We start from the raw sequence: 23,973 nt of genomic DNA, 5'->3' as shown, positions 1-23,973 counted from the left end.
CGACTAGCTGCGTTCCCGCTCAATTGCCCGCCATCCAATATCACGGCGATAGAAACCCTCGGGCCAATCGATCTTTGCAATTGCCTTGTAGGCTGCTTCCTGTGCCAATTGCACGTTTTTACCACTGGCCGTCACATTCAGCACGCGCCCGCCATTGGCAACAAGATTGCCGTCTCTAAGTGCCGTACCCGCGTGGAAAATTTCCACTGAATCGTCTTCTGCCGCACCATCGACGCCTTTGATGAGGCTGCCCTTCTGGGGGGAAGCCGGATAGCCCTTGGCAGCCATGACAACTGTCAATGCCGGATCATCGTTCCAGCGCACTGACATCTGATCCAACGCGCCATCCGCAGCAGCTTTCAAAAGCAACAGCAGATCATCCTTCAAACGCAGCATCAGAACCTGCGTTTCGGGGTCACCAAAGCGCGTATTGTACTCAATCAGCTTTGGGCCATCCTTGGTAATCATAAGCCCTGCGAAGAGCACGCCGCTGAACGGAGCGCCGATTTCAGCCATGCCGCGCATTGTCGGTTCAATCAATTCGCGCATGGTGCGATCAACAATTTCCGGGCTCATCACTGGTGCAGGCGAATAGGCTCCCATGCCGCCAGTATTGACGCCGGTATCGCCATCTCCCACGCGCTTGTGGTCCTGTGCCGTCCCAAAAGGCAGGGCCACCTTGCCATCGCAAAGACAGAAGAAACTTGCCTCTTCGCCATCAAGATACTCCTCGACAACGACTTCCGCACCGGCACCACCAAAGGCCCCTTCAAAGCAGGCATCGACCGCATCCAGCGCTTCCTGAATTTCGAAGGCAACAACAACGCCTTTACCAGCCGCCAGCCCATCCGCCTTGACAACGATTGGTACACCCTGCTGCCGAACATAGGTCTTGGCTGCATCAGCTTGTGTAAATCTTTGATAGGCACCTGTGGGAATATCAAAGCGAGCACAAAGATCCTTGGTAAAGCCTTTGGAGCCTTCAAGACGTGCCGCCGCTTTCGAGGGACCGAATACCGATAGTCCGCCGGCACGAAGATCATCAGCGATTCCGGCAACCAGCGGCGCTTCGGGGCCAACGACGACAAAATCTATTGAATGTTCCTTGCAGAATGCGAGAACCTGCGCATGATCTGATGGGTCGAGCGCTACGCATTCGGCAACATCAGCAATTCCGGGATTGCCCGGGGCGCAATAGAGTTTTGTCAGGGCGGGTGATGCAGCCATTTTCCACGCCAATGCGTGCTCGCGGCCGCCGGAACCTATCAGCAAGACGTTCATCGAAATTCCGCTCCAAGAAACATTTATTGCCGTGTCGGTATGGCTTTGAGGCCCATGGGTCAAGCGCGCAGTATAAATTTGCCCTGAAAATGCGCATAGAGTGCTTGACTGTGCCGGTCGCCGCTGCAAGGTCAAATCATGATTACGGAAAAAGATGATGTTCAGTCGCGGCAGGCTCGTGGCCGTGTGTTCGATGCCCCTTCGGGGCATTGGGTCTACCGCACTTTGCCAAACTGGCTTTGGCCCTATGCGCAACTGGCGCGCTGGGATCGGCCAATCGGATGGTGGCTCCTCCTGTGGCCGTGCTGGTGGGCAACGGCCCTTGCGGCAACGGCAGGTGCAAAGGTTGGCGACGCAATCTGGTCTGTCCTGCCCTCGCCCTATCATCTGGTGCTTTTTCTTGTCGGCGCAATCGCCATGCGCGGTGCAGGTTGCACCTATAACGACCTTGCCGATGAAGATATCGACAACAAGGTTGCACGCACACGCTCCCGCCCATTGCCTTCCGGTCAGGTCACCAGAAAACAAGCCAAGATATTTCTGGTCCTGCAAGCACTGGTTGGTCTGGCGGTTGTCGTCCAGTTGAACTTGTTCACCATTGTGCTCGCAATAGCATCATTGGCAATCGTCGCCATCTACCCATTCATGAAACGCATAACCAACTGGCCGCAATTCGTGCTGGGGTTGGCGTTTTCGTGGGGTGCACTGGTTGGCTGGTCAGCCCATTTCGGCTCGCTGGATTGGCCAGCGGTCCTGCTTTACGCGGGTTCGATCCTGTGGGTCATCGGCTATGACACAATCTACGCCCACCAGGATAAGGAAGATGACGCATTGGTGGGCGTACGCTCCACCGCGAGACTGTTTGGCAACCGGACACGTGAAGCACTGATGGTTCTTTACGGCGGGGCGCTGGCGCTGTTTCTCGGTGCCTTTGCGGTTGCGGAAGTCCCTATGCCCGCCGTCGCCGGTCTGTTGGCGGCAGGCGCGCATATGTATCGCCAGATCATGACTCTCGATATCGACAATCCGGATGAATGCCTGCGGCTATTCCAATCGAACACCGTTGTCGGATGGCTGATCTTCCTTGGGTTGGTCGGCGGCGGTCTCTGGACTGTCGTCAAACCGATGTTCTGAGCTATGCCAAGGCTACTTCGAGCCCTGCGCAATAATCTCTTCACCGCTGATGACCAGACGAAGGCCGAGATCGCCCATTTTCCGGCGGGCAAGGAAGCGTGGGCGGCGACGGCGCGGTTCACGACCCTGCCGACGCGGCGTCGGTGCGGAGACGGCAACGGGGCCGATGCTGTGATCAAGCTGGCGGGCGACACCATCTTCTTCCACCATCATCATTGGCAGCTTGAACATTGACGACCATGCCCGCCAATCAGCGGCCACATCATTCAAATCATGGGCGACAAGTAATGGCACCGAAAGATGCGGGTCCGTATGCATGAGCTCCAGCGTAACAGTGATATCGCCAAGCTCATCTTCCGTTGCACGGGCAGTAACACCGCGGAAAGCACAAGGCGGAAGAGCAAGAGAAACCGGCAAATTGCTGGCTGGAAGAACACGCTTCACCACCGCACCTCGTTCGTGCAACGTGAAAGTGATGTCGCCGCGATCATCGCGAGTGGCATAAGTTACTGTCTGTGGCAGATGGAATGGGTCAAGCCGGAATTCCCGACCTGCCCAAACCGGCTTTACTCCGGCTTTGTTCATTTGACGCCTTCTGTCGATCCTGAGAGCCGGTTTTCCGGTCTTCTCTGATTTTTATTTCCCTGTAAGGACGGACCATTTTCTGGTCTCGTTAGGGACACAGTAGCGCCAACTTTCCCAATACCGCTTAACGAACTGGGTTAACTCTTTCTGATTAGTTGGAATGGTTATCGAAACCCGACCAGCTCCAAGATTCTGGTAAGGTGGATGAACAAATCATTGCGATTTCAGATAACCTTGCCGGGGTTCATTATCCCCGCCGGATCGAAGGATTTCTTGATGCGGCGCATAAGATCTAGTGCAACAGGCGACTTGGTTTCAGATAGCTCCTGCCGTTTCAACTGACCAATGCCATGTTCTGCCGAGATCGAGCCTTGATAAGCACGAACGATGTCATGAACGCTTTTGTTGACTTCCACCCAACGATCAAGAAACGCCTGCTTGTCAGCACCAACAGGCTGCGAAATGTTATAATGCAGATTGCCATCGCCCATGTGACCGAACGACACGATGCGGGCGCCCGGAATGAGAGCCAGCACCGCCGCATCGGCTTCCTTTATGAATTCCGGAATTCTGGCTATAGGCACGGAAATATCGTGCTTGATCGAGCCCCCCTCTGGCTTCTGCGCGTGGGACATGGCCTCGCGCATATGCCAGAAAGACTTTTCCTGCGCTGTGCTCTCAGCAATCGTTGCGTCGTCAACCAGCCCGGCTTCGAATGCCTCGGTCAGAATTGTCTCAATGGTTTCGCGCGCGTCCTCGGCTGAACGGGATGATGAGATATCGAGCAGCACATACCAGTTATGCGGTTCCTGCAGCGGATCACGCACACCTTCCGTATGGGCAACCGAAAACTCGACGCCAATGCGCGGCATCAGTTCGAAACCTGTCAGGGAAGCGCCAGCGTGGGTTTGAGCCATATTGAGCAGTTGCAGGGCATTTTCAGGGCTGGAAAGCCCGACATAGGCAACCCCTTTGCCCTTCGGCAGAGGAAACAACTTCATGACCGCCGCAGTAATAATGCCCAGCGTCCCTTCCGCCCCGACGAACAAATCCTTCAGGTCGTAGCCGGTGTTATCTTTCTTGACTGTGCGCAGATCATTCAGGATTTCACCGGTAGGCAAAACAACTTCCACGCCGAGGCACAATTCACGCGTGTTGCCATAGGCAAGCACTGCCGTTCCACCGGCATTGGAGGAAAGGTTTCCTCCAATCTGGCAAGAACCTTCCGAGCCAAGGGACAAGGGAAACAGCTTGCCCGTTTGCGCTGCAGCTTCCTGCAATTTTTGCAGAACAACACCGGCTTCCACTATCGCAAGATTGCCAGCGGGATCGATACTCCTGATTTTGTTAAGGCGTGCCAGCGACAGGATTACCTGATTTCCGCTTCCATCCGGTATCTGACCGCCAACAAGCCCTGTATTGCCACCTTGCGGCACAATCGCGATTCCTGTTTCAGTTGCCAGTTTGAGGATGGCTGAAACTTCATCGACATTGGCCGGTCGCAGCACCAGCGATGTCTTGCCTCCGAATTTATCGCGTGGCTCGATCAGGAAAGGTTCAATGTCATTGGCATCGCGCAATGCATATGTCTCTCCGACTATTGCAACAAAGCGTTCGATCAAATCCTGCGTCAGGGTCATTTTATCTGTTCCATTTCGGCTACCGACAGCGAGCGGGGCGCTGCGGCGCGGATAAGACGATCATTGATGGCCTCGCCAAGGCCGTTGAAAGGAATGGGCTCGACAGCAATTGTTGAACTGCCGGTGATGTCGAGTCGTTTCATGAAGTCAAAGAGATTGGTTGCAGCCTCATGCAGGCTGCCCGTCTCGCTGAGATTCAGCATAGCAGCGGCTCCTGAATACCCATTTGCGCGTTCCGGCCCAAATGCCAGCAAAGCCTCGCCTGCCATGACCTCGTGTACATTCAATCGCATTGCCGCAGATGGCGCATAATGAGAAGCCATCATTCCCGGTGCTTGAATGGCCGCGCGCTGATCAACCCGGCCGAGCTTGCGGCCAGTTACAGCTTCGATCTCTTCGGCTGCAAGACCTCCCGGGCGAAGCATGAGAATTGTATCACCATCAACTTTGACAATGGTAGACTCAAGCCCGACTTCCGAAGGACCTGCATCGAGGATCATGGCAATCTTCGAGCCAAGGTCCTGCTCCACTGCGATGGCACTGGTGCCGCTGATCTTTCCCGACGTGTTCGCGCTTGGTGCTGCAAGCGGCCTATCCAAAGCGGCGATGATTTTACGAGCCACTCCACGCGGCATGCGCAGGGCAATTGTATCGAGCCCGGCAGCGACCAACGGGTGAATATCTGCATCCGGTTTCAATGGCAAAACGAGCGTAAGTGGTCCCGGCCAAAAGGCATCGATCAACAAGCGTGAAACCGGATCAATCTTCGCATAACGCTCAGCCATGGCAATATCCGAGACATGACAGATCAGCGGATTGAAGTGCGGGCGCCCCTTTGCTTCAAAGATACCGGCAACTGCACTTCCGTTCGTAGCATCGGCTGCAAGGCCATATACCGTCTCCGTCGGGATAGCCACCAGCTTCCCCTGAGCCAACGTATCAGCTGCAGCAAGGATCGCCTGTTCGTCTATGCCCAAGATTGTAGCCAAGATAACCTCCGATGGTCGCCACTGCCTACACGAATGAGGTAGCGCGCCGCAAGTATCAGCTGATGAACAGCTCGAATGATGTCATGTCTAAAATTGAATCCATCGTGAGGAAGGTTTGGCAATGAATCATCGTTAGAGAAGGCTTATAGACCACGGGATTGATCCGCCATGCTTCGACAGTTCATTGCAGCTTCCGCTATCGCCTTGATAAGCGCATCGGCATTTGCTGATTCCATTATCGCCACCGGATCGGCGGCCAAGCCTAATTCCGTATCCTATATTGGCTATGACAGCTTCGACGCCAATGGTAATCCGGTTTGCACCCCATGCCTCGAAAAGACCGCAGAGGAAGCAGCGCGCGAAAAGGCGTATGCAGAAAGACGTGCCCGTTCACGCGAGTACATGGCTCGCCTGCAAGGCAACACAGTGCCGACCGATTCACTGATCGCCGCAAGAGCCTCGGAGCTTGTGGCTTCCGGCGAAGCAACTCCCGCCAAGCCAAAACCGGAAGCGATTGACACGCCGCTTCGCGCAGGAATGAACTAGGACAGGCGAAAGAATCCGCCTATCTCATTGTCAGCCAACAATTTTCGAGAAATCAGCAACAGTATTGGTTGCCGTTCGGATACGGGAAAGCAAAGCCAGACGATTGGCGCGAACATCCGCATTATCGTCATTAACCAGCACTTTTTCAAAAAATGAATCAACTGGTTCACGCAAAGCACTAAGTGCAATCATAGCGCCCGAAAAGTCTTCATTTTGAATCGCTTGCGCTGCTTGGCTCTCAGCTTGATTCACCGCAGAATACAGGTTCTTTTCTGCATCTTCGTTGAAAAGCTCGGGCCTTACCTCGTCTGAAATTGCCGTGCCCTTCTTCTCTTCCGCGCTCAGAATATTCGCGGCGCGCTTGGTTCCTGCGACAAGATTCTTGCCGTCTTCCGTATTGAGGAAAACCACCAGCGCTTCGACCCGCCGTGCAATGAGCAGCAGATTATCCGAGTCCGGTTTGAGCACAGAATCGATAAGGTCATGACGGGCACCGAGGTCACGCAGATGCACTTTCAAACGTTCGTGGAAGAATGCCAGAAGGTCGAGCAGGATCGGTTGCGACCGTTCCGAAAGCTGGCCGCGTATCCGCTTTTCAAAGCCGGAAATTGCATTGGTGACATCTTCCTCACCATCTACATCGCCGGAATCCTGCGCGGCCTGCGCGTCCTCGAAATGCTCAATCCGCTGCTCGATTTTCTCTTCGCGCAACTGGATGAAAGCAGATTGGAACACCGGCAGAAGTTCGATCTTCCAGTCGCTTGAAAGCAGCAGCCGGATAACGCCCAAAGCGGCACGACGCAGTGCAAACGGATCTTTCGAGCCAGTTGGTTTTTCGTCAATGGCCCAGAAACCCACCAGCGTGTCCAACTTGTCAGCCAACGCTACAGTAACCGAAACGAGATCACTCGGTACGAAGTCAGATGGACCTTGAGGCTTGTAGTGCTCCTCAATGGCGGCAGCTACCGATGCATGTTCGTTTTGCAGGAGTGCATATTTGCGGCCCATGCCACCCTGCAACTCGGGGAACTCACCAACGATTTCTGTTGTAAGATCGGCTTTGGCCAGAACTGAAGCACGGCTTGCCAATGCGGGATCAGCACCTATGCGTGTCGCAAGCTCACGAGCAAGGTTCTTGATGCGTGTTACGCGCTCACCCTGAGTACCAAGCTTTGCATGGAAGGTGACATTGAGCGCATCCAGACGCGCCATGCGTTGGTCCAGCGGCTTCTTCAAATCGAGGTCAAACTTGATTGCAGCAGGTGCCAGCGTGTGCATATCTGGAAGATCATGCTGGTCGGTGTTCCAAAAGTATAGTGCATCGGACAATCGCGCACGCACAACCTTGCCATTGCCATGGGCAATTTCACGGCCTCCATCCTTCGCTTCAATATTGGAAACGAGAATGAACTTGTTGGATAGCTTGTCCGCCTCACCTTGCTTGCGGGTAACGAAGCATTTCTGATTTGTCTTGATCGTGAGACGAATGACTTCCGGTGGAATTGCAAGGAACTCTTCCTCGAACTCACCCATCAGAACCACAGGCCATTCGACAAGACCTGACACCTCTTCAAGAAGCGCCTCATCTTCGACAAGCTCGAGCCCTGATGCAAAAGCAATGTTCTGCGCATCGGAAAGGATGATTTCCTTGCGGCGATCCGCATCAAGAACAACCTTGGCCTTTTCAAGCTTGGCCACATAATCGTCAAAACGACGAACGGTAATCGGCTTGCCATCGCTCAGGAAGCGATGACCATAGGTCACATTACCGGAGCGGAGACCGTCTATTTCAAAATCAACAATGACGGGCTCTTCGGTCTCCGGGCCAAATGTGCATACGATCGACTGAAGCGGGCGAATCCACCGCAAGCTTCCTGACTTCGATGAAGCTGCACCCCATCGCATGGATTTCGGCCATGGAAACTCGCGGATGATCTTCGGCATCAATTCTGCGATGATTTCTTCAGCACCGCGCCCGGGCTTCGTCAAATGGGCAACGTAGAAATCACCCTTCTTCGGGTCCGTATGGACGTGCGCTTCGGAAACATCATATAGACCTGCTGACCGCAGGAAGCCTGCAATAGCCTGCTCAGGAGCGTTGACGCTCGGTCCCTTGCGATCCTCGTGCACATCCTTGGAACGGGCTGTGAGCCCACGTATGTCCAGTGTAAGGCGGCGCGGCGTCCAGTAATCACCTGCAGCTTCATAGGTAAGCCCGGCATCGACCAAAGCATCCGTGACCAGTTTCTTCAAATCACCAGCGGCCTTGCGCTGCATACGTGCAGGAATTTCTTCCGAGCGGAGTTCGAGCAATAGATCAGGCATTATACGGACTCACTCTTGAAATTCAGACCACCCGCTTCCGTTAGAAGGAATGCCTCACCGCACTGCCGGGCAAGATTGCGTACACGCAGAATATAGCTCTGACGCTCCGTTACCGAAATGACACCGCGGGCATCAAGAAGATTGAAGGCATGCGAGGCCTTGATACATTGATCATAGGCGGGGAGAACCATCTTGTGCTGCGGGTTATTGTCACCATCCTTTGGTGAACCAGCACGCAGCAGCGCCTCACACTCCGCTTCGGCATCTTCGAAATGCCGCAACAGCGTGCCCGTATTCGCATGTTCGAAATTGTGCCGGGAATATTCCTGCTCGGCCTGCAGGAATACATCGCCATAGGTCACTTTTTCATCGCCTTCGAGGCCATTGAAATTCAGGTCGTAAACATTGTCGACGCCCTGCACATACATGGCGAGACGCTCAAGACCATAAGTCAATTCACCAGAGACAGGTGAGCACTCAATCCCGCAGACCTGTTGGAAATAGGTGAACTGCGAGACCTCCATGCCATCACACCAGCATTCCCAGCCAAGTCCCCAAGCGCCCAATGTCGGGCTCTCCCAGTCGTCCTCAACGAAGCGCACGTCGTGTATCAGGGGATCGAGGCCGATTGCCCGCAAAGAGCCAAGATAAAGCTCCTGCAGATCAGGCGGCGATGGCTTCATGATTACCTGATACTGATAATAATGCTGCAACCTGTTGGGATTTTCGCCGTAACGTCCGTCTTTCGGGCGGCGCGATGGCTGCACATAGGCAGCCTTCCACGGCTTTGGTCCGAGTGAACGCAGTGTCGTCGCCGGATGAAACGTACCCGCGCCAACTTCCATGTCATAGGGTTGCAGGATTACACAACCGTGCTGCGCCCAGTAATTATGGAGTGTCAGGATAAGCCCCTGAAACGAGCGGGTTGGGTGCATATGATCTGGCAGGGAAGAAGTCACCGTGCGGCCTTTATGACTGGTAATAGCAGAGAATGCGAGTTTCGTTCAGAACATGATCTTGTCCGGAAAAGTCATGCGACTTTTCGGGATCATGCTCTAAGACGTGGACTCTGGCCGGTCAAGTAAAACGAAGAAATCAGCCCTTCTTGTCGGGTGCCGGAGCGGGAGCAGGTTTCGAGGGAGGTTCCGGTGCCTCGACATTGTTTTTTGCTACGCCGGGGTCCTTTTCGTCCGGAAGCCCGTTTTTCAACTTCTCTTCAATCTTGACCAAATCTTCTGGTTCTGGCTTGGAATCACGCGCATGGGCCCATTGGAAAGTCGCCTCAAGCTTACGCCCTGCCCGCCAATAAGCGTCACCCAGATGATCATTGATCGTGGCGTCTTCGGCACGCAGCTTGACTGCCTGCTCAAGCTGCTTGACGGCTTCGTCGTACCGGCCCAAGCGATAATAAGCCCAACCCAGTGAATCAACGATGTAGCCATCCTGTGGTCGCGCAGCGACGGCCTTCTTGATCAGATCCAACCCCTCCTCCAACTTGATATTCATGTCGATCCAGGAATAACCAAGATAGTTCAGGACTTGCGGCTGGTCGGGATAAAGCTCAAGCGCTTTCTGGAAATTAGGCTCTGCTTTATCCCATTCCTTCAGACGCTCATACGCAATTCCGCGCTGGTAAAAGATCGTCCAATCGTTACGGGTAGGCTGCTTTAGCACGCCAACAGCCTTGTCATAGATTTCGGCCGCCTGCCTGTAATTTTTGTCCTGTCCGTAAATTGTGCCAATCGCCAGATAGGTACGCATGTCCTCGGGGTTGCTTTCAAGCAAAACACCGAGATGCTTTATCGCATCATCATTGCGCTTCAGAACCGAGAGGTTTATCGCAAGCTGCATTTCAGCATCACGTCGGTAAGCGGAATCCTTTGCGATTTTGCTGAAATATTCGATTGCCTTTTCCGGCTGCTCGAGTTTCGCGCTGAGATCGCCCAATTGATAAAGGGTTGCATCGTGATCCGGGCGCAGCGGTAGCGACATTTGCAGATAAAGCTTTGAGAAGGCCTCTGCACCATTGTTGTCGATAGCCGTCGCAACTGTATAGAGAACCTCGGCAGCACCTTGTTGCGGTGTCTGGATAAGTGGTTTGATCGTTTTCGCGTTGGCGATCTGCTTGCCGAATTCCACCAGAACCATGCGTCCCGACAGAACTTCAGTCGCTTCTTTCACCAGCGCTTCTGCACCGGCTTTATCGTCATTGCGAATTTTGAACGAAGCAAAGGCTTCGACGAGCCGCTCATACGTGTCCGGAGCAGCAGCAATATTGGCTTTGTTGTCAATGGCGCTTTGATAGAACGCAGCCGCCTTTTTCTTCTGGCCAGCCATGTCGGAAATCAGCGCTGAGCTATAAGTCTTGAATAGTGTAAAGCCTTCGGGCCCCTTCAATTTGTCGATCATTGACAAAGCTTCGTTGGGTTTGCCTGCGCCAGCCTTTGCAAATGCCGCAATCAGCCCAGTGACCATACGATCCAAATCGGACTGGAGAGACAACATCATCAAGGTATCGACTTGACGATATTGCTTTTTGTTCAGGGCATCGATGCCAAGCGCGAGACGCGAGAAACGTTCGATTTCCGGCATGGCTTTGAGTTCGGCGGCGAGCGGTAGTGCTTCCTTGAATTGGCCATTGGTCAAAAGAACAAGCAGAAGGCTCTGGCGTAACTCTGTGTTCTTTGGATCATAGGTCAACGCCTGCCGATAGAATGCTATGGCGCTGTCAAAATCGTTGTCACGCTCGGCGGTTCGAGCAGAGAGAAAGGCACCTGACAGGTTCCCGGTGTTTATTACCGGCGTTTGTGCCGTGGTTGCGGTGGCGGGGATCGCACCACCTATCAAGGCAGCCAGTGTAGCTCCCAAAATGGAGCCAAGCATCTTACTGCGCTGCATAACAAATCCCTCTTCATTGCCTAAACCTGGAACGACATCACGAATCCTCAAGCAAACCATGGCCTTTTTACGGTTCTTGCTCAAGTTTTCCCAAAGACTGAAAGATCGGATAGCTCACACTCCGATCAGCCAGCCCTTAATTCACCCGGCTGATGCAGAAATCAATTACCTCAAGCAAGGCATCTTTCTGCGGCGAGTGATCCAGCGGCGCCAGCGCGTCGCGCGCAATTCCGCCAAAATGTCTGGCACGCTGGATAGTATCACTCAATGCGCCATATCGTGTCATCAGGCCCTTGGCTTTCTCCAGCCCTTTGTCGTCATTCACACCATTTTCGAGCGCTTCCTTCCAGAACTGGCGCTCTTCGGATGTGCCCCGCCGATAAGTGAGCACGACCGGAAGAGTGATCTTGCCCTCGCGGAAATCATCGCCGGTATTTTTTCCGAGATCCTTGGCATTGCCGCCATAATCCAACGCATCATCTACAAGCTGGAAGGCAAGTCCAAGGTTGAGGCCATATGAACGCAGTGCCTGCCGATCAGTTTTTGAAGCAGACGCGATGATTGGCCCGACTTCCGCCGCTGCTGAGAAGAGCGCCGCAGTCTTTGCCTTGATGACCGCCAGATATTCATCTTCGGTGGTTTCGAGGTTTTTTGCCGCTGAAAGCTGCATGACTTCGCCTTCGGCAATAACCGAGGCGGAAGTGGCGAGGACGTCAAGCGCATCCAGTGAGCCGACTTCAACCATCATCTTGAAGGCCTGCCCCAGAAGAAAATCTCCAACCAGAACGCTTGCCTGATTGCCCCAGATCATACGGGCCGTACTTTTGCCGCGGCGCAGATCACTTTCATCGACCACATCGTCGTGGAGAAGCGTCGCGGTATGCATGAATTCGACGCTGGTTGCCAGCTTCACATGGCCATCGCCTTCGTAGCCGAACATACGTGCCGCTGCGAGCGTAATCATCGGGCGCAGACGCTTGCCACCGGAGGAAATCAGATGATTTGCAACCTCGGGGATCATTTCCACGTCCGACCCGGCTTTAGACAAAATAAGTTCGTTGACCCGCCCCATATCCGCCTTGGTCAAATCGACCAGAGGCTGGACCGAACCAGCACTGCTTTTCTTATCCCCAAGACTGACAACAACGCCCAAAATGAAACTCCTACTGTTCTGGACCGGCTTATTTCCAGAGATCGAATCCGATCTCCAGAAAGCATTATGGGCCAAATCAAAATCTTACTGCGACTGGTATGAACCCCGAAGGAATCCATGGCGCGGTAATGCGGCGCCACCTTATTTTGACTGCCTATAACCCGCAAGCGGCGAATTAGCGCGCAGAATTTGGTGTGGCCCACAAATTCGTGATACAGCCGCTTGGCTATTCTCCCGATCCTTTCGAAACGGTAGTTCAAATGATTGAAATAATGCGCCTCAACGACCCTGTCCTTATTTCGTTCGTAGAATCCTTGTTGAAAGATGCGCAGATCAAATATTTTATCGCCGATGCCAATATGAGTGTTCTCGAGGGGTCACTTGGTGTCCTTGCAAGACGCGTAATGGTCGACACCGAATCTGAAAAAGAAGCGCGCCAGCTTTTGATCGATGCCGGGATCGAACAGGAGCTTCGCGGCTGACCTATGTCCCGGCCGAATATCCCCCATATACCAGAGATTCCCCATACGATTGATGCCTTTCATCGCGGCAGGTTTCACCTCATCCAGCCTTCCGCAAAAGGCCACAGGTCCGGCGTAGATGCCATGATGCTGGCCAGTGTCGTGCCAAGTGATTTCAATGGACGTGTTGCCGATCTCGGCGCTGGTGCCGGGGCTGCCGGACTCGCGGTTCTTTCCCGCTGCGGCAAAGCGACAGCCACACTCATCGAACGGTCCGAACTGATGGCCGAATTTGCCCGTTCCTCTTTGTCCCTGCCTGAAAACAGCCTATTTTCAGGCCGGTGCGAGGTAGTCGAGGCCGATGTCACTTCCACGGGCAAGTCGCGTACAGCCTCCGGCCTTGCCGATAACAGTTTTGATTTTGCCATCATGAACCCGCCTTTCAACGAGGCGAAGGACCGCGCGACACCTGATGCGTTGAAGGCGGAAGCTCACGTCATGACAGAAGGCATGCTGGAAAAATGGATCAAGACCGCCGCTGCCATAGTCAAACCCGGAGGGTCAGTCGCTGTCATCGCCCGGCCCGCATCGATGCTCGAATTGCTCGCGGCATTAGAGCGGCGGTTTGGCAGCCTGATCATCGTGCCTATCCAGCCACGGCCGCAGGACCCGGCTATCCGGGTTATCATCAAGGGCATAAAAGGCAGTCGTGCCGGGCTGACATTTCATCCCGCATTGATAATGCACCACGAAACCGGCAACGAATTTACTGAGCACGCCATAGCCATAACTAACGGAGTCGCTTCGCTGTTTTAAACTTTGGTACCATTGTGATTTTCTCTGCATCGCCTACATGGTCTGAAGTAAGCACGCAAAAGGAGACCCGCTTGGCTCGATTTATCCGGAAACTATTGCCCCGCCGTTGGCGCCCAGACCATATCGAGATTCCGGTGGTACGCCTTCATGGCGCGATCATGTCCGGTGGCAGCCGTTTCCGTAACGATCTGTCTCTCAGCTCTACGGCTGGCATGCTTGAGGAAGCTTTCGGCGATAAGGATGCTCCAGCCGTTGCAATCTCCATCAATTCACCCGGCGGCTCGCCGGTTCAATCACGGCTAATCTATCGGCGCATTCGTGATCTTGCTGCAGAAAAGAACAAGAAGGTCTACGTCTTCGTCGAGGATGTTGCTGCGTCTGGCGGCTATATGATCGCGGTTGCCGGTGATGAGATCATTGCCGATCCCTCATCGATTGTAGGTTCAATCGGGGTCGTTTCCGCAAGTTTTGGATTTACCGAACTGATCAAGAAGATTGGCGTTGAACGACGCGTTCATACGGCTGGATCAAATAAAGCGACGCTTGATCCTTTCAAGCCGGAAAACAAGCAGGATATCGAGCATCTAAAAGCCCTTCAGCTAGAAATTCACGAAACATTCATCAGTCTCGTGAAAGAGCGGCGTGGCGAAAAGCTGAGCGATAATCCTGATCTTTTCACAGGGCTGTTCTGGACAGGAACACGCGGCGTAGAGCTTGGGCTGGTGGATGAACTTGGCGATATGCGCTCGCATTTGCAGTCGCAATATGGCCCCAAGACCAAGTTGAAGCTCATTTCCCAACCGCGTGGACTATTTGGTCGAAAACTCCCTTCTGCCGAGATCAAGTTTGGAGGATTGGGAGCCGGCCTAGCCGATGGTATTGTCAATGCGGCGGAAGAACGGGCGCTTTGGTCACGTTTTGGCCTTTAATCTTCTGTGTATTTTGGCAAGAGCACAGCGCCGTGCTATGATTGGCAAGAATAGCGGCGCTTGAAATATTCGGGGTTTATGGACGATGCCACAACTGATCTTTTTCCTCCTTGTCGGCATTGCCGCCTACTACGGATATCGCTCGTTCAAACGCGAGGCCCAGCGCGTATCCAAACGTGTTCGCGATGCGGAAAAAGAAGTCCAGAACCGCTCGCAAGGCACATTGGTACAAGATCCGGAAACCGGCGAATATCGTCTGCGTAAAGACTGACCGGAATGCTCGACAGCCTTGATCAAGCGATCAGCCTGACTGCACCTGCCAAGATCAATCTGGCACTTCACGTAACCGGACAGCGGGATGATGGATATCATCTTCTGGACAGCCTTGTGGTATTTGCCGGTTTTGGAGACAAGATCACCGTTAAACGTGCCAATGCCGATTCATTTCATCTATCCGGCCCCTATGGTGATGGGCTTCCCGCCGACAGTTCGAACCTTGTATTGAAGGCGCGGGACAGGCTGCGTGCCGAGTTTCCCGACGAAGCTTTTCCGGTCGCCATCAATCTGGATAAACACTTGCCAATTGCCTCGGGTATCGGCGGAGGTTCGAGCGACGCGGCTTCAACCTTGAAAGCACTGGTCTCCCTTTGGTGTATCCGTATCGATCCTGCCAGACTCAACAATATCGGACTGAGTTTAGGTGCAGATGTGCCCATGTGCCTGCACGGCAGACCTGTGGTTGCCCGAGGCATTGGCGAAGAGTTGGAAAAGGTTGCCACCGTCCCCCGCCTGCCGATGGTTCTCGTCAATGATGGCAATGCAATTTCTACGCCTCAAGTTTTCAACGCCTTGAAAAAGCGGAATAATACCGGATTACCAGCCATTCCGGAGTTGAAAAATATCGCTGATGTTTGCGCTTATCTTGAGCAGACCAAAAACCATCTGTTTGCTGCAACGGCCGAGCTTCTACCCGAGATAGTGGAAACAATAGACGCTCTGAATTCGACTTCACCTCTGCTCGCACGGATGTCCGGATCAGGCGCCACCTGTTTTGCAATTTACGATAATGATGAGGCAGCTAGTGCTGCCGCTTCGCATTTGCGGAAGACCTATCCATCGTGGTTCGTGATCGAGACCCATAGCGCTGAAGAAGGACACTGACCTTGGAGCAGCATAAAGAGCGCGTTTTCGTACCCGTCAAAATTGCGGTTCTTACGGTATCGGATACGCGCACCCTCGATGACGACAAATCAGGCACAACGCTAGCCGATCGCATCGCAGCGGCAGGCCATATATTGGCAGACCGCGCCATTGTCACTGATGATGTGATCAAAATTCGCGAGCGCGTGCTTGCTTGGTCAAAGGACAAACAGATTGATGTTGTCATCACGACAGGCGGCACCGGATTTACCGGGCGGGATGTGACGCCGGAGGCGCTTGAGCCGATATTCGAGAAGAGAATGGATGGGTTTTCCGAAGTCTTTCACAGGATTTCCTATGACAAGATCGGGACTTCCACGATCCAGTCCCGTGCAACTGGCGGCGTCGTAAACGCTACTTTCGTGTTTGCATTACCGGGCTCGCCCGGGGCCTGCAAGGATGCCTGGGACAATATTCTCCAGTACCAGCTTGATTATCGCCACATGCCCTGCAATTTCGTCGAGATCATGCCTCGTCTCGATGAGCATCTCAAAAGAACCGGAAAAGCCTAGTCTATCCTGTCGGAATAATTTCTGCCCGCAGGCGCTTCATTGCGAGACCGCGTGCCAGATCGGCTGCCTTCTTCTCTGGCTTCAGCAAGGCCATCGCTTGCCGCTTGGAGATCAAAAGCCCATCGGCAATAGGGCTACGCTTCGAGAAAAGCCTGTTGAACAACGGCTTGCGGTGAGCATGTGAGCAGGTGAAACAGGCGGGCCCCTGCGCGCGCTCGACATGGACAGCGACGGGCTCAATCCACCCATCAAGCAGCCTTGCACCGGGTTCTATAAGCAAAAACCACTCGCTGCGCGCCCGCCGGAAACCATCGATCAGTGTCTGATCCTGAAGGAAGATGCAGCCAGCTGCATCAGCCACGCGGTGAGTCTGGTCCGAGGAGCCATAATCGACGACAATCACGTCACTCAAAAGTCCCTCGACAGCTCCACCAACCAGTCCCGCAAGCGTTCTGGCCAACAGTTCGTCTGAGTTCCGGGTTTCAATCAGGACGGAGATCATATCTAGCCAATATATCAATGTGACTAGAATTTCCATCAATCGTTTTATCTAAATTGTTCTTGATTTGTTCTCATAATTTGATAGGAATAGATTCACGTTGTAGTGCCGCCGAATCGGCGTACTTGGCAAGGAGAACGCAGATGAACATTGTAGTGCAGGCGGACAAGGCCGCATTCGGAAGCGGCCGAGCACAACATGCCAACGCGTTGATCGAAGATGCCGGCTTGCGAATAGATGGAGAGCGCCGACGCGGGCGCGGTGCGGGAATGAACCCTACCGGGCGCTTCGAAGCAGAAAGCCGCCACGTCTATGATGATGGTTGGGAAACCATTGAGGATCTCCCGCCATTCAAGACAGAGGTGCAGCTCGAAAAGCCGCGTACGATCATAACCCGTAATGACTCGCCTGACATAAGTTTTGACCGGTCTATCAACCCATATCGTGGTTGCGAGCATGGATGCATCTACTGCTTTGCCCGCCCGACACATAGCTATATGGGGCTGTCCGCCGGTCTCGATTTTGAGTCAAAACTCTTCGCCAAACCTGATGCCGCGAAGATGCTGGATAAGGAATTGTCCAAGCCCGGATATACGGCAAAGACAATTGCCATAGGAACCAATACCGACCCCTATCAACCCATCGAGAAGAAATGGCGCATCATGCGTGACATTCTTCAGGTGCTGGAGGCTCATCAGCATCCTGTTGGAATCGTTACGAAATCTGCATTGGTCGTGCGGGATCAGGACATCCTCTCCCGTATGGCTGAGAAGGGTCTTGCCAAGGTTTGCCTGTCAGTCACGACACTGGATGGAAAGCTTGCCCGTACCATGGAGCCGCGTGCATCAACGCCTACGCGGCGGCTGCAAGCCCTGAGAAGCCTTTCGGAAGCAGGGATTCCGGTTGGCGTTATGGTCGCCCCACTTATTCCGGGGTTGAACGATCACGAGATCGAACGCATCCTTGACAGTGCCCGCGCCATGGGTGCGCTGGAGGCTGGGTATGTCCTGCTTCGACTGCCGCTGGAAGTTAGCCCATTGTTCAAGGAATGGCTGCTTCGCAACTATCCGGATCGTTACCGGCATGTTCTTTCACTGGTTCGATCCATGCGCGACGGCAAGGATTACGATGCCGAATGGGGTAAGCGCATGCGGGGCGAAGGCCCCTATGCATGGCAAATCGGACGACGTTTTGAGATCGCTGCTAAGCGGCTTGGCATCAATATAAACAAGAAGCGCCTACGGACTGATCTTTTCTCACCAACACCCGGAAGCGAGCAACTAACGCTGTTTTAGAAACACCCTTCCGTCAGGCCCGATCCCCATCCCCGCCTGACGGTAACCTTGAGTAGCCTTGCCCCATCGGCTGCTCAGGGACTTGCAGAGAATCAGGACGAATGCGAGAGTCGCCGCAAGATGTCTCGATCACGTTCTGATTCTCTGCTGCTTCCCTTGACTGCTGACAAGCCCGACTTTGCCAGCGAGAGGAAATTGATGCGTTCCGGTATCCAGTTTATTGCCGGTATCGATGAGGCAGGCCGTGGGCCGCTGGCGGGTCCTGTGGTTGCGGCCGCAGTTATTCTTGACCCCAAGAAAATCCCTGATGGACTTGATGATTCGAAACGCCTGACGGCAAAGCGCCGCGAAGAACTATTTGAAATCATTATAAAAAATGCATTGGCTTGTGGAATATCCAGTATTTCCGCGCCAGCGATCGATGCGACGAACATTCTAAAAGCTGCTCTTGAGGCAATGCGCCGGGCAACACATGGACTTGCAATCATTCCGGGCCATGCATTGATTGATGGCAGAGATGTTGCTCCCGGACTGCCCTGCCCGGCCACAGCCATGATCAAAGGCGATCAGCGTTCGGTTTCCATCGCCGCAGCGTCGATACTTGCCAAGGTTACAAGAGACAGGATGATGAGCCAGACCGGGCAATACTATCCGCTTTACGGGCTGGAATCACATGCAGGCTACGGTACGGAAATTCATCGCAATGCGATGGAGGAGCATGGGCCTGTTGTTGGCCTGCACCGCTTCAGCTTTTCGCCACTCAAAGAGCGCCAAGCCTGATTTCAATCGGGCACAACTAAATTGCAATCGGCGATAGCGAATTTGCTGCAAAAATCATCAATTTTTCTGACATTCTTCAGGTTTTCGCTCGCAAGTTCCAGACATTCTTTACGAAACAGCTCGCACATTCTGGAAATATGCCCTGAGCAAAAATAAAGCCGCCTTTCGGCGGCTTCGTTCAGTTTTTGAAAGTCGATCTTCTTTTTAGTTCAAACGGGATTTGACTTCCGAGAGCGAAGATTTAAACAGGTCGGCAGATGTCTTGGCATCGACCTTTTCCGACAAAATCCTGCTGGCGGCTGCAACCGCAATATCTACAGCCGAAGCACGAACCTCATTGACGGCCTCAACCTCTGCTTGAGCGATCTTCTGCTCGGCCAGTTTATTGCGGCGGGCAACGTAATCCTCGGTCTTCTTCTTGGCTTCCTCGAGCAGGCCCTGCGCCTCACGCTGCGCTATGGCAACGATCTCGCCGGCTTCCTTTTCGGCTTCCTTGCGCTTGCGCTGATATTCGGCCAACAAAGATTGCGCTTCTTCGCGCAGGCGGCGGGCTTCTTCAAGCTCATCGCGAATCTTGTCTGCACGGGCATCCAAGGATTTACCGACAACGCCTGGAACCTTCAGATAGACGACCAGCGCCAAGAAGAGAATAAGGCCAACGAGGGCATAAAAGGTTGCATCCAATTCCATGACGTCTCTCCTTAGCCGCGCACTGCTTTGACAGCAGCGGAGATCGCTGGCTTGTCGACGGCACCGCCAAACAGCTTCTTGACGATTTCAGCAGCTGTATCTTCAGCAATGGAGCCTACTTCCTGCATGGCCTTGTTCTTGATCGTGGCAATGCTGGCTTCAGCGTCACTCAGCTTCTTTTCGAGAGCTGCGGAAATTTCGGCCTGTTCAGCATCGGCTTTCGCCTTTGCCTGATCACGGGCCTCCTGCGCAATTGCGCCGGCTTTATTCTTTGCGTCGGCGAGTTCCTGGGTATAGGCAGCCAGAGCCTCGTCGGATTCCTGTTTCATCCGTGCCGCCTGATCAAGATCGGTAGCGATACGGTCACGTCTCGTTTCAATGATGCCACCGATGCGCGGCAGAACCACGCGGGACAGGAAGACGTAGAAAAGTGCAAATGTGATCGCCAACCAAAGCAGCTGTGAAGCAAAATGGTTGGAATCAAAGGGAGGGAAAACGGCTTTGGCATGACCGGTTTCCGAATGCGTTCCCGCTGTCGGATCTGCCGGAGCATGGGCATCAGGCGTTGTCCCGGGTGCAACCGTTTCGGTATGCGCCGGTGCTTCGCTCTGAGCGACTATTATATCTGTTGTGGATGCGGCGTTAGCCGAAGACACGAACATGCGTTGTCCCCTTGATTGAACTTCAAATCATATTGGCTGCGCTGGTCCCGATTGCGACCGGGCGCAGCCAATATCGCAAGCCGTTATTAAACAGCGAAGAGAAGCAGAAGAGCGATGAGCAGCGAGAAGATGCCCAGAGCTTCAGTAACGGCGAAGCCGAATACCAGACGGCCGAACTGGCCATCAGCTGCTGATGGGTTGCGCAATGCACCGGAGAGGTAGCTGCCGAAAATGTTGCCAAGGCCGAGGGCCGTACCGGCCATACCAAAACAAGCGAGACCTGCACCGATGTACTTTGCTGCTACGGGATCCATATTAAACTCCTTGAGGGTAGATCGTTAGAATAGATTTGCGTTAGGCGGACATCCGCCGGTGAACTGTTGTTAGTGACCGCCGGGATGAACTGCGTCGTTCAGGTACATGCAGGTAAGCACGGTGAACACGTAGGCCTGAAGGAAAGCCACCAGGAATTCCAGACCCGTCAGTGCGACTGTCATGGCCAGTGGCAAAATGGCGCCACCGATACCCACTGCGCCAAATGCGCTGAGCGAAGCCACGAAACCGGCAAACACTTTCAGCGTGATGTGGCCAGCAAGCATGTTGGCGAACAAACGAACCGAAAGGCTGATCGGACGGGAAAGGAAAGAGATAATTTCGATTGGAACAACGAGCAGCAGAAGCGGCCCGGGTACACCGGAGGGCACAAACACTCCGAGGAACTTGAAACCGTGTTTGGCAAAACCATAAACAAGGACTGTTCCGATAACCAGAACCGCAAGAGCGAAGGTCACGATGATCTGGCTGGTGATGGTGAAGAAGTACGGGAACATGCCAAGCATATTGGCAACGAGCACGAACATGAACAGCGAGAACACAAAGGGGAAAAACTTCATTCCCGCGCTGCCCGCCGATTCCCGCAGCGTCGAGGCAACAAATTCATAGGCCATTTCCGAAACCGACTGAAGGCGGGTGGGAATGAGGCCGCGATTTGACGATGTAAGGTAAAGAAATGCCGAGGCAACGCCAACTGTGGCAACCATGAAGGCAGAGGAATTGGTGAAGGACAGATCAACGCCGCCCACATGCAAGGGAACCCATTGCGAAATGTGGAATTGATGAATCGGATCGTTGGACACTATTACCTCGTCTCTAATTCTGTTCTCACGAACGGTGCTCGATGAGCCCTATTCCGGTTTTTCATGGTCGGATTTCTTGGAGAAATCCAGCCCACTGTTTTCCGCCACATGCCCTGCAGAGCGCAGGATATTCAGCGTTCCAGCACAAAAGCCCAGAAGGAGCAAAATGATAAGCCCCCATGGCGATGTACCCAAAAATCGGTCAGCTAACCAGCCCAACCCCGCACCAACCAGAACGCCCGCGATGAACTCGCTCGACAATTTCATGGCCTGCGCGACACCGGAGGCGGTTTCCGTCCCCTTGTCTTCCGAACCGGCTTTACGGCCTGCACCCTTGGAAACCAGTTTTGATTCCAGACTGCGGCGCCGAAGCTCCAGTTCTTCCGAAGTTAGTCCCCCGCCAGCACCCGGCGTGTCACCGACAGAACCTGACTTATCGGGATCGTTACCCGTTGCCAATGGCATGTCCTTTACACACTGAATGCGAGGCTTCATCCCCGCTTCGAAGTCGCGCGCAACATATTGTCCCGCTCTTCGCTAGTCAAGGCGCAGAGTCGAGACTCTCCAAGGTAATTTTTTCACTAGAATTCAATGCCTTAGGTTAATATGACTTTTCGCCTCACCTCTGAGGTCAATTTTCTTGGCCGAATCTGCCTTTGATCCTGCAAAAGCAGCCAGAGTAATTCAGCTATCCAAACGCTACGTGTTTTGGTCTTGAGGTCCTACCGAAACCATCGAATGCGAGTTTTTGCCGTCGCCCGACGCCAGAAGCGCAGCAACAGATATCTGATCAGTTTTGACCGCCGCCTTCGTGCCCATTGATGCAAGCTGTAGCTGCTCCAATGGGTCACTGGCCTAATCTCCGCCAGCTTTACGTGTGAAACGCTGCTCCATGATTTCACGCCCCCACTGATCACCGGCATACTCGTCGGCAAGGACAAAGCCCTGTCTTTCATAAAGACGCCGAGCCGCGTCGAGCCCCTTTAGTGTCCAGAGGTGTATTTCCGTGAAGCCGTTTGCGGCGGCGAACGAGACTGCTTCGTCGAGCAATCGTTTTCCTATACCCGCGCCGCGATAACCATCTTCCATGATGAACCAGCGCAAATGAGCCACGTTGTTTCCAAGATTTTCGCCGTCGATGGCTACAGTGCCGACGATCTTCTCCCCATCTATCGCCGCCCAAATCTGATTAACCGGCCTGCCGAGACGATCAGAAAATTCAGCAAGTCCGGTTGCCACCTTGCCTTCGAAGAAATGGTCGAAGCCTACCGCTCGCGCATAATAGCGACCATGCATCTCGGCACACCGCCCGATAATACCCGGTTGGTAGCCGCTCTCGATGGCAATTGCTGCCGGCTTGGACGCCTCCCCAACACGGCGGTGCTCCAGCGCGTCGGCATAGGCGACAAGTCCGTCGCGCACCTTTTCCTGTATCGCTGCAGAAAGGTCATCCAGCGAAGAAGTCACCACATTATCAGCATAGGCATTGATCGCCGCGAGTGTATTGCGACCTTGTTCGGTCAAAGACAGCGATTTGGAGCGTGCGTCCTGACCATTCGGCTCTTCGGTCAACTCGCCGGATTGAATGAGCTTTCGCACCATGCGGCTGACACTGGATTTTTCGAGATCGAGTACCGCGCATAGTTCGGCGGCTGTCAGCGTTCCGTTTCGACCAATCTCGATCAACGCGTGAACGGAAGACGGGGCAAACTCCGTTCCTGCAAGCGTTGGGCGCATAAAGCCCAACTCGCGAACGATCCGACGCGAGGCATCACGTATGGGCGCAGTGTCGAGTAGCATGCTCATGTTCCTCACCAATATAGTTGTATCATACAACTATATTCTCAAGATTCAGCTCTGTAAATGGATTTTACATTTGGTTTGCCCGCATCACACGGCAATGTCTGAAGCCACCGTTTCAACCCTGCGTTTCTTGCAGGGTGCAGATTTTCCAAGGATAGACTGATGTGGTTTCAGATCAGAGGTTTGAGAGCAGAAGCAGCAGGCGTCGAGCCAGCCGGCGCATCGGGGAAGATTGGCCTCTCCGACCTTGGCAAAGGCCTTGCTCTCAAAACTGGAGGTGAACCTATGTGGTACAAACCATTTAGCTTCACTCTTATAATAAAGAAAACCCGGAGCAGCTGGTCACTGACCTTCCGGGTTAACTTTATCAAATAAGAAAATCGGGGGCGGGTGAAAGCCCGTCCTCAACTCCAGAAACACTTATATCATTATTTGCGATTTTTCCAAGCCACACATGACCGCTCCGTGTCGTTTCAACCCTACGTTTCTTGCAGGGTGCAGATTTTCCAAGGATAGACTGCGCCGGTCCAAATCAGAGATTTGAGAGCAGAAGCAGCAGGCACCGAGCCAGCCGGTGCATCGGAGAAGATTGGCCTCTCCGACCTTGGCAAAGGCCTTGCTCTCAAAACTGGAGGTGAA

25 protein-coding genes are annotated in these 23,973 nt (G+C 53.7%); 10 read left to right on the top strand and 15 right to left on the bottom strand.

Going from position 1 to position 23,973, the window contains the following annotated elements:
• Nucleotides 1-3 precede the first annotated feature (3 nt).
• Nucleotides 4-1,281 (bottom strand): phosphoribosylamine--glycine ligase, encoded by a 1,278-nt coding sequence (purD, locus tag ABKW30_RS28990; RefSeq protein ID WP_348602442.1) that lies wholly within the window; start codon nt 1,279-1,281, stop codon nt 4-6.
• Nucleotides 1,282-1,419: 138 nt separating this feature from the next.
• On the opposite strand from purD, the gene ubiA reads away from it, so the two are divergent.
• A complete protein-coding gene (gene ubiA, locus ABKW30_RS28985) occupies nt 1,420-2,415 on the top strand; it encodes a 4-hydroxybenzoate octaprenyltransferase (protein WP_348602441.1) in 996 nt (331 codons plus the stop codon).
• 12 nt (nt 2,416-2,427) lie between these two features.
• Here ubiA and ABKW30_RS28980 read toward each other — a convergent pair whose 3' ends face one another.
• From ABKW30_RS28980 to ABKW30_RS28970, 3 genes are all read right to left on the bottom strand, one after another.
• Nucleotides 2,428-3,000, bottom strand: coding sequence for a DUF6101 family protein (locus ABKW30_RS28980; RefSeq protein ID WP_348602440.1), 573 nt, complete (start codon nt 2,998-3,000; stop codon nt 2,428-2,430).
• A gap of 224 nt (nt 3,001-3,224) precedes the next feature.
• Entirely contained in the window at nt 3,225-4,640 is a 1,416-nt protein-coding gene (locus ABKW30_RS28975) for an FAD-binding oxidoreductase (protein WP_348602439.1), read from the bottom strand.
• The gene (locus ABKW30_RS28970; protein ID WP_348602438.1) at nt 4,637-5,629 is read right to left on the bottom strand and encodes an L-threonylcarbamoyladenylate synthase; all 993 of its coding nucleotides are present in this window, start codon (nt 5,627-5,629) and stop codon (nt 4,637-4,639) included. Before ABKW30_RS28970 ends, ABKW30_RS28975 begins: the two co-directional genes overlap by 4 nt.
• A 168-nt stretch (nt 5,630-5,797) precedes the next feature.
• Between ABKW30_RS28970 and ABKW30_RS28965 the strand changes: the two genes are divergently transcribed.
• Complete coding sequence (locus ABKW30_RS28965; protein ID WP_348602437.1) at nt 5,798-6,175, top strand: hypothetical protein; 378 nt, start codon at nt 5,798-5,800, stop codon at nt 6,173-6,175.
• Between the two features lie 30 nt (nt 6,176-6,205).
• On the opposite strand, the gene glyS is transcribed toward ABKW30_RS28965, so the two are convergent.
• The 4 genes from glyS to ABKW30_RS28945 all read right to left on the bottom strand — a co-directional run bounded on the left by glyS (nt 6,206) and on the right by ABKW30_RS28945 (nt 12,551).
• Entirely contained in the window at nt 6,206-8,500 is a 2,295-nt protein-coding gene (glyS, locus tag ABKW30_RS28960; RefSeq protein WP_348602436.1) for a glycine--tRNA ligase subunit beta, read from the bottom strand.
• Nucleotides 8,500-9,459 (bottom strand): glycine--tRNA ligase subunit alpha, encoded by a 960-nt coding sequence (locus ABKW30_RS28955; RefSeq protein ID WP_348602435.1) that lies wholly within the window; start codon nt 9,457-9,459, stop codon nt 8,500-8,502. The genes glyS and ABKW30_RS28955 overlap by 1 nt, the downstream gene beginning before the upstream one ends.
• 136 nt (nt 9,460-9,595) lie before the next feature.
• On the bottom strand, nt 9,596-11,398 hold the full coding sequence (locus ABKW30_RS28950) for a tetratricopeptide repeat protein (protein ID WP_348602434.1): 1,803 nt from the start codon (nt 11,396-11,398) through the stop codon (nt 9,596-9,598).
• Between the two features lie 136 nt (nt 11,399-11,534).
• On the bottom strand, nt 11,535-12,551 hold the full coding sequence (locus ABKW30_RS28945) for a polyprenyl synthetase family protein (RefSeq protein ID WP_348602433.1): 1,017 nt from the start codon (nt 12,549-12,551) through the stop codon (nt 11,535-11,537).
• A 260-nt stretch (nt 12,552-12,811) separates the two neighbouring features.
• Between ABKW30_RS28945 and ABKW30_RS28940 the strand changes: the two genes are divergently transcribed.
• The 6 genes from ABKW30_RS28940 to moaB all read left to right on the top strand — a co-directional run bounded on the left by ABKW30_RS28940 (nt 12,812) and on the right by moaB (nt 16,469).
• Complete coding sequence (locus ABKW30_RS28940; protein WP_348602432.1) at nt 12,812-13,033, top strand: DUF2007 domain-containing protein; 222 nt, start codon at nt 12,812-12,814, stop codon at nt 13,031-13,033.
• Nucleotides 13,034-13,036: 3 nt separating this feature from the next.
• The gene (locus tag ABKW30_RS28935) at nt 13,037-13,828 is read left to right on the top strand and encodes a methyltransferase (RefSeq protein WP_348602431.1); all 792 of its coding nucleotides are present in this window, start codon (nt 13,037-13,039) and stop codon (nt 13,826-13,828) included.
• Nucleotides 13,829-13,899: 71 nt separating this feature from the next.
• Nucleotides 13,900-14,757, top strand: a complete 858-nt coding sequence (locus tag ABKW30_RS28930) for a S49 family peptidase (RefSeq protein ID WP_348602430.1) — start codon at nt 13,900-13,902, stop codon at nt 14,755-14,757.
• 85 nt (nt 14,758-14,842) lie between these two features.
• Nucleotides 14,843-15,028, top strand: coding sequence for a hypothetical protein (locus tag ABKW30_RS28925; RefSeq protein ID WP_348602429.1), 186 nt, complete (start codon nt 14,843-14,845; stop codon nt 15,026-15,028).
• A gap of 5 nt (nt 15,029-15,033) precedes the next feature.
• Entirely contained in the window at nt 15,034-15,918 is an 885-nt protein-coding gene (locus ABKW30_RS28920) for a 4-(cytidine 5'-diphospho)-2-C-methyl-D-erythritol kinase (RefSeq protein WP_348602428.1), read from the top strand.
• Nucleotides 15,919-15,920: 2 nt separating this feature from the next.
• A complete protein-coding gene (gene moaB / locus ABKW30_RS28915; RefSeq protein ID WP_348602427.1) occupies nt 15,921-16,469 on the top strand; it encodes a molybdenum cofactor biosynthesis protein B in 549 nt (182 codons plus the stop codon).
• A 1-nt stretch (nt 16,470) separates the two neighbouring features.
• On the opposite strand, the gene ABKW30_RS28910 is transcribed toward moaB, so the two are convergent.
• The gene (locus tag ABKW30_RS28910; RefSeq protein ID WP_348602426.1) at nt 16,471-17,007 is read right to left on the bottom strand and encodes a glycosyl transferase family 2; all 537 of its coding nucleotides are present in this window, start codon (nt 17,005-17,007) and stop codon (nt 16,471-16,473) included.
• A 104-nt stretch (nt 17,008-17,111) separates the two neighbouring features.
• Between ABKW30_RS28910 and ABKW30_RS28905 the strand changes: the two genes are divergently transcribed.
• Both ABKW30_RS28905 and ABKW30_RS28900 read left to right on the top strand, forming a co-directional pair.
• Complete coding sequence (locus ABKW30_RS28905; RefSeq protein WP_348602425.1) at nt 17,112-18,263, top strand: PA0069 family radical SAM protein; 1,152 nt, start codon at nt 17,112-17,114, stop codon at nt 18,261-18,263.
• A gap of 120 nt (nt 18,264-18,383) precedes the next feature.
• Complete coding sequence (locus tag ABKW30_RS28900; protein ID WP_348602460.1) at nt 18,384-19,043, top strand: ribonuclease HII; 660 nt, start codon at nt 18,384-18,386, stop codon at nt 19,041-19,043.
• A gap of 204 nt (nt 19,044-19,247) precedes the next feature.
• On the opposite strand, the gene ABKW30_RS28895 is transcribed toward ABKW30_RS28900, so the two are convergent.
• From ABKW30_RS28895 to ABKW30_RS28870, 6 genes are all read right to left on the bottom strand, one after another.
• Nucleotides 19,248-19,727 (bottom strand): F0F1 ATP synthase subunit B, encoded by a 480-nt coding sequence (locus tag ABKW30_RS28895; protein ID WP_348602458.1) that lies wholly within the window; start codon nt 19,725-19,727, stop codon nt 19,248-19,250.
• Nucleotides 19,728-19,744: 17 nt separating this feature from the next.
• Nucleotides 19,745-20,395, bottom strand: coding sequence for a F0F1 ATP synthase subunit B (locus ABKW30_RS28890; protein WP_348602424.1), 651 nt, complete (start codon nt 20,393-20,395; stop codon nt 19,745-19,747).
• Nucleotides 20,396-20,481: 86 nt separating this feature from the next.
• The gene (locus ABKW30_RS28885) at nt 20,482-20,709 is read right to left on the bottom strand and encodes a F0F1 ATP synthase subunit C (protein ID WP_008125314.1); all 228 of its coding nucleotides are present in this window, start codon (nt 20,707-20,709) and stop codon (nt 20,482-20,484) included.
• A 69-nt stretch (nt 20,710-20,778) separates the two neighbouring features.
• Nucleotides 20,779-21,531 carry a F0F1 ATP synthase subunit A gene (locus ABKW30_RS28880; RefSeq protein ID WP_115052157.1) on the bottom strand — a complete coding sequence of 251 codons (753 nt, stop codon included), beginning with the start codon at nt 21,529-21,531 and terminating at the stop codon, nt 20,779-20,781.
• A 48-nt stretch (nt 21,532-21,579) separates the two neighbouring features.
• Nucleotides 21,580-21,990 (bottom strand): AtpZ/AtpI family protein, encoded by a 411-nt coding sequence (locus ABKW30_RS28875; RefSeq protein ID WP_348602457.1) that lies wholly within the window; start codon nt 21,988-21,990, stop codon nt 21,580-21,582.
• A gap of 396 nt (nt 21,991-22,386) precedes the next feature.
• Nucleotides 22,387-23,337: a bifunctional helix-turn-helix transcriptional regulator/GNAT family N-acetyltransferase gene (locus ABKW30_RS28870; RefSeq protein ID WP_348602423.1), complete on the bottom strand. Its 951-nt coding sequence runs from the start codon at nt 23,335-23,337 to the stop codon at nt 22,387-22,389.
• Nucleotides 23,338-23,973 lie beyond the last annotated feature (636 nt).

Origin of the sequence: Phyllobacterium sp. SB3, assembly GCF_040009165.1 — a bacterium.
Taxonomy (GTDB): domain Bacteria; phylum Pseudomonadota; class Alphaproteobacteria; order Rhizobiales; family Rhizobiaceae; genus Phyllobacterium.
Note: the sequence above shows the minus strand (reverse complement) of the source record. Positions and strands in the feature narration are given on the sequence as shown.

Excerpts from the sequence above, each read along its gene's own strand:
- purD (WP_348602442.1), bottom strand. The coding sequence starts at position 1,281 with ATGAACGTCTTGCTGATAGGTTCCGGCGGCCGCGAGCACGCATTGGCG.
- ubiA (WP_348602441.1), top strand. The coding sequence starts at position 1,420 with ATGATTACGGAAAAAGATGATGTTCAGTCGCGGCAGGCTCGTGGCCGT.
- ABKW30_RS28980 (WP_348602440.1), bottom strand. The coding sequence starts at position 3,000 with ATGAACAAAGCCGGAGTAAAGCCGGTTTGGGCAGGTCGGGAATTCCGG.
- ABKW30_RS28975 (WP_348602439.1), bottom strand. The coding sequence starts at position 4,640 with ATGACCCTGACGCAGGATTTGATCGAACGCTTTGTTGCAATAGTCGGA.
- ABKW30_RS28965 (WP_348602437.1), top strand. The coding sequence starts at position 5,798 with ATGCTTCGACAGTTCATTGCAGCTTCCGCTATCGCCTTGATAAGCGCA.
- glyS (WP_348602436.1), bottom strand. The coding sequence starts at position 8,500 with ATGCCTGATCTATTGCTCGAACTCCGCTCGGAAGAAATTCCTGCACGT.
- ABKW30_RS28950 (WP_348602434.1), bottom strand. The coding sequence starts at position 11,398 with ATGCAGCGCAGTAAGATGCTTGGCTCCATTTTGGGAGCTACACTGGCT.
- ABKW30_RS28940 (WP_348602432.1), top strand. The coding sequence starts at position 12,812 with ATGATTGAAATAATGCGCCTCAACGACCCTGTCCTTATTTCGTTCGTA.
- ABKW30_RS28935 (WP_348602431.1), top strand. The coding sequence starts at position 13,037 with ATGTCCCGGCCGAATATCCCCCATATACCAGAGATTCCCCATACGATT.
- ABKW30_RS28925 (WP_348602429.1), top strand. The coding sequence starts at position 14,843 with ATGCCACAACTGATCTTTTTCCTCCTTGTCGGCATTGCCGCCTACTAC.
- ABKW30_RS28920 (WP_348602428.1), top strand. The coding sequence starts at position 15,034 with ATGCTCGACAGCCTTGATCAAGCGATCAGCCTGACTGCACCTGCCAAG.
- ABKW30_RS28910 (WP_348602426.1), bottom strand. The coding sequence starts at position 17,007 with ATGGAAATTCTAGTCACATTGATATATTGGCTAGATATGATCTCCGTC.
- ABKW30_RS28905 (WP_348602425.1), top strand. The coding sequence starts at position 17,112 with ATGAACATTGTAGTGCAGGCGGACAAGGCCGCATTCGGAAGCGGCCGA.
- ABKW30_RS28900 (WP_348602460.1), top strand. The coding sequence starts at position 18,384 with ATGTCTCGATCACGTTCTGATTCTCTGCTGCTTCCCTTGACTGCTGAC.
- ABKW30_RS28890 (WP_348602424.1), bottom strand. The coding sequence starts at position 20,395 with ATGTTCGTGTCTTCGGCTAACGCCGCATCCACAACAGATATAATAGTC.
- ABKW30_RS28885 (WP_008125314.1), bottom strand. The coding sequence starts at position 20,709 with ATGGATCCCGTAGCAGCAAAGTACATCGGTGCAGGTCTCGCTTGTTTT.
- ABKW30_RS28870 (WP_348602423.1), bottom strand. The coding sequence starts at position 23,337 with ATGAGCATGCTACTCGACACTGCGCCCATACGTGATGCCTCGCGTCGG.